The following is a 925-nucleotide window of genomic DNA, read 5'->3' as shown; positions in this document are numbered from 1 at the left end:
CAATCAGGATGGTGCGTCGAATGGGTTGACGGCGCCGAATGGTCCGTCTCAGCAGCGGGTCATCCGACAGGCGCTGGCGTCGGCGGGTGGCATTCCCGCGAGCGAGGTGGATGCGGTTGAGGCACATGGTACGGGCACGGCATTGGGCGATCCGATCGAGGCGCAGGCGTTGTTGGCCACCTACGGCCAGGACCGGCCCGGGGACCGGCCGTTGTGGTTGGGTTCGATCAAGTCGAACATCGGTCACACGCAGGGCGCGGCCGGCGTGGCCGGGGTGATCAAGATGGTGTTGGCGATGCGTCGTGGTGTGTTGCCGCGCACCCTGCATGTTGCGGAGCCGTCTCCGCAGATCGATTGGTCGGCCGGGGAGGTGCGGCTGCTGACCGAGGCGCAGCAGTGGCCGGTGCTGGACCGGCCTCGCCGCGCCGGTGTCTCATCGTTTGGCATCAGCGGCACCAACGCCCACGTCATCCTCGAACAGGCACCCCCCACCGACGCACCCCCGGCCGTGGCGCCCCCCACCGACGCGCTCCCGGCCGACGTGCCCCCGACGGACGCGTTCCTGGTCGAGGGGCCTTCGGCCGACGGGTTCCTGGCCGGGGCGCCTCGGGCTGATGTGCCCGGGTCGGAGGTTCTGCCCTGGGTGCTGTCGGCCCGTACCGACGAGGCACTGCGTGCCCAGGCGGGGCGCGTGGCCGCCGTAGCCGAGAGTGGCACCGCCGAAGCCGGCGACCTGGCGTACGCGTTGGCAACCGGGCGTGCGCTGCTGGACCGGCGTGCGGTCGTCGTCGGCGACCGGGAGAACCTCGTCGCCGCAGCCCGCACGCTCAGTGAGGGCGGGATCGCTTCCGGCCTGCTTCAGGGCGGCATTGTTTTTGTTTTTCCGGGGCAGGGTTCGCAGTGGTTGGGGATGGCGGTGGAGTTG

Annotated in this window: 1 protein-coding gene; it reads left to right on the top strand. The window is 70.6% G+C overall.

The window, feature by feature from the left end; translation table 11 throughout:
• Window positions 1-925, top strand: a 925-nt coding sequence (locus H0524_RS18085; protein WP_180199712.1) for a type I polyketide synthase, incomplete at both ends; no start/stop codon positions are given.

It is taken from the genome of Salinispora sp. H7-4 (assembly GCF_013416675.1).
GTDB classification, from domain to species: Bacteria; Actinomycetota; Actinomycetes; order Mycobacteriales; family Micromonosporaceae; genus Micromonospora; species Micromonospora vitiensis.
This window is presented reverse-complemented; position numbering and strand designations above follow the sequence as displayed.